At 73.6% G+C, this 2,956-nt stretch carries 4 protein-coding genes; 2 read left to right on the forward strand and 2 right to left on the reverse strand.

Features of this window, described 5'->3' with window-relative positions; all coding sequences use genetic code 11:
• A partial coding sequence (locus tag CCN56_RS40115) for a LysR family transcriptional regulator (RefSeq protein WP_107484319.1) occupies positions 1-689 on the reverse strand: 689 nt, incomplete at its 3' end.
• A 203-nt stretch (positions 690-892) separates the two neighbouring features.
• Between CCN56_RS40115 and CCN56_RS40120 the strand changes: the two genes are divergently transcribed.
• Positions 893-1,831, forward strand: coding sequence for a DMT family transporter (locus CCN56_RS40120; protein WP_373412964.1), 939 nt, complete (start codon positions 893-895; stop codon positions 1,829-1,831).
• A 9-nt stretch (positions 1,832-1,840) separates the two neighbouring features.
• Positions 1,841-2,218, forward strand: coding sequence for a VOC family protein (locus CCN56_RS40125; RefSeq protein ID WP_086832490.1), 378 nt, complete (start codon positions 1,841-1,843; stop codon positions 2,216-2,218).
• Here CCN56_RS40125 and CCN56_RS40130 read toward each other — a convergent pair.
• Positions 2,208-2,956, reverse strand: a 749-nt coding sequence (locus tag CCN56_RS40130; RefSeq protein WP_179200164.1) for an MMPL family transporter, incomplete at its 5' end; no start/stop codon positions are given. The genes CCN56_RS40125 and CCN56_RS40130 overlap by 11 nt on opposite strands.

Below are 2,956 nucleotides of genomic sequence, written 5' to 3' on the forward strand. Positions count from 1 at the left end.
GCCACCGCCCGCCCGGCGGCGATCGCCGTGAGCCAGTCGTCGGTGTTGGCGACCGTCAGGGTGGCCGCCGGGCGGGCGGTGGCCGGCCAGAGGGACAGCGTGGTCGTGCCCGAGACGGTGTTGAGGACGACCGTCTCGTCCGCGAGGTCGCCGAGGACGAGCCGGGGGCGGCCCGCGAGCGGGTGGTCGTCGGGGAGCGCGGCCACCCGGTCTTCCGTGGCGAGCTCCTCCGTGACCAGGCCGGGCGCGTCCACGGCCCCGCGCAGCAGCGCCGCGTCGACCTCGCCGCGGGCGAGGCCGGCGGTGCGGTCGTCGATGCGGAGGAGTTCGAGCGGGGTATCGGGGTGGGCGCGCCGCCAGCGCCGGAGCAGGGGAGTGGTGTACGGGCCGAAGGCCGACCAGGCGTGCCCGAGGCGCAGCGGGCGGTGGCGCAGGCGCGCCGGGTCGACGGCGGCGTCGAAGGCGGCGAGGGCGGCGGCCGCCCGGTCCTGGAACGCGCGGCCTTCGGCGGTGAGCGCGAGGTGGTGGGTGGAGCGGTCGACGAGCCGGGCGCCGAGGTGCTGCTCCAGGGCGGCGAGGGTGCGGGAGACGGCGGGCTGGGTGAGGTGGAGCCGGGCGGCCGCCCGGGTGAGGCTGGTCTCCTCGGCGATGGCGAGGAAGCAACGGAGGTGACGCAGCTCGATGCTCATGCGTCCGGAGCATAACCGCAGCGCAATCGGCATTTCCGGTGCCGCGCGGGGGCTCGTAGCGTGGTTCGTGGCGGGGTGCGTGACGGGCTCGTGGCGTGGTGCGCGGCCGGGAGGGGAATTCGGGCTGTCGGCCGGACGGGGGTGCATTATTCTGGACCGGGGGTCCAATTCGGTGAACTAGCGTGTGGGTGAAGGAGTCGTCGGTGGACAGTCCCGTCAAGGAGGCGGCCCCGGCCGCGGCGCCGTCGGTGCGGGCGGAGGCGGCCCGGTCCTCCGCCGCCGGTCACGTCGCCGGTCACCGCCTCGCCCCCATCGCGCTCGTCGTCGCCGGTGGGCTCTCCGTGCAGTTCGGCTCCGCCGTCGCCGTGCTCCTGATGCCCCGCGCGGGTGCGCTCGGGGTCGTCACCCTGCGGCTCGTGCTCGCGGCCGCCATCCTGCTGATCGTCTGCCGGCCCAAGGTCCGCGGCTACGGTCGCGCCGACTGGGGGACGATCGTCGCCTTCGGTACGGCCATGGCCGGCATGAACAACCTCTTCTACCTGTCCGCCAACCGGATCCCGCTGGGCGCCGCCGTGACCCTGGAGGTCCTCGGCCCGCTGATCCTCTCGGTCGTCGCCTCCCGCCGCCTCGTCAACCTCCTGTGGGCCGGGCTCGCCCTCGGCGGCGTCGTCCTCCTCGGGGGCGGCGGCTTCGAACGCCTCGACCCGCTCGGTGCGGGCTTCGCGCTCGCGGCGGGCGCGATGTGGGCGGCGTACATCGTCTTCAGCGCCCGTACGGGCCGACGCTTCCCGCAGGCCGACGGGCTCGCGCTCGCCATGGCCTTCGGCGCGGTCATCAGCCTGCCGCTCGGCATCGCGGAGGCCGGCGACAGGCTCCTCGTACCGTCGACGATCGGCCTGGGCCTCGGCGTCGCGCTGATGTCCTCGGTCCTCCCGTACACCCTGGAACTCCTCGCCCTGCGCCGCCTGCCCGCGCCCACCTTCGCGATCCTGATGAGCCTGGAACCGGCCATCGCGGCCACGGCGGGCTTCCTCGTCCTCCACCAGGCGCTGTCCGCCACCGACGCCCTCGCGATCGCCCTCGTCATCGGGGCGAGCATGGGCGCGGTCCGGACGCAGGCGCGCCGCCGGGACGCCCCCTAGAATCCGCGCATGATCGCCGACCTGCAGTGCGTCGTCCTCGACTGTCCCGCGCCCCGTGAACTCGCCGCGTTCTACCGGGCCGTGCTCGGCGGGGACGTCGACCGGTCCGACCCGCGCTGGTCCCTCGGCGAGGGCTGGTCCACGCTGCACGCGCCCGGCGGGCTCGTCCTCTGCTTCCAGGGCGTCGCCGACCACCGCCCGCCGACGTGGCCGGGCCCGGAGCGGCCCCAGCAGTTCCCCCTCGACTTCGGCGTCGCCGATCTGGACGCCGCCCAGGAGCAGGTCCTCGCGGCGGGTGCGACGCTGCTCAACGAGGGGGCCGGGGCGCGGAGCCGGCGGGTCTACGCGGACCCGGCGGGGCATCCGTTCTGCCTGGTCAGGCACTGACCGCCGTGCTTGAGCCGCGGCGCCGGGACCAGGCGCGGTCGCCCAGGAGGGCCATGGCCGCGGGCAGGAGCACGCCTCGGACGACGGTGGCGTCGATGAGGATGGCCACGGCCATGCCGATCCCCATCATCTTGTACTCGATGGCGGTCAGGCTCACGAACACCGTGAACACGGCGGTCATGACGGCGGCGGCGCTGGTGACCACGCCTGCGCTGCTGCTGATGCCGCCGACGATCGCGTCCTTCGCGGTGGTGCCGCTCGCCCAGCGCTCCCTGATCCGGCTGAGGATGAAGATGTGGTAGTCCATGCTCAGTCCGAAGAGGATCACGAACATGAACAGCGGCAGCCAGGCGACCACGCCTCCGTACGAGGTGAAGCCGAGCGCCGATTCCAGGTGGCCGTTCTGGAACACCCAGGTCAGCACGCCGTAGGCCGCTCCGATCGAGAGCAGGTTGAGCAGGATCGACACCAGCGGAATCGCCCAGGACCGGAAGGCGAGCACCAGGAGCACGAAGGCCAGGGCGAGGACGAAGGCGAAGACGGCGGCGGTACGGCCGTTCAGCCGCTCGGCGAAGTCGTACGGCTGCGCCGTCTTGCCGCCGACCGCGTAGTCGATGCCCTCCACCGTGCCGAGGGTGGCGGGCAGCACCGTGCCCCTGAGCTTCTCCAGCGAACGGTTTGAGGTGTCGTCGGTGCCCTTGCCGATCAGGGGAACCCGCACCACCATCACGTCGCCGA

The sequence above is a fragment of the Streptomyces sp. NRRL B-24572 genome, assembly GCF_002156145.1.
GTDB classification, from domain to species: Bacteria; Actinomycetota; Actinomycetes; order Streptomycetales; family Streptomycetaceae; genus Streptomyces; species Streptomyces vietnamensis.

Bases quoted from the DNA above. Each gene is read 5' to 3' on its own strand.
- CCN56_RS40125 (WP_086832490.1), top strand. From the start codon at position 1,841: ATGATCGCCGACCTGCAGTGCGTCGTCCTCGACTGTCCCGCGCCCCGT.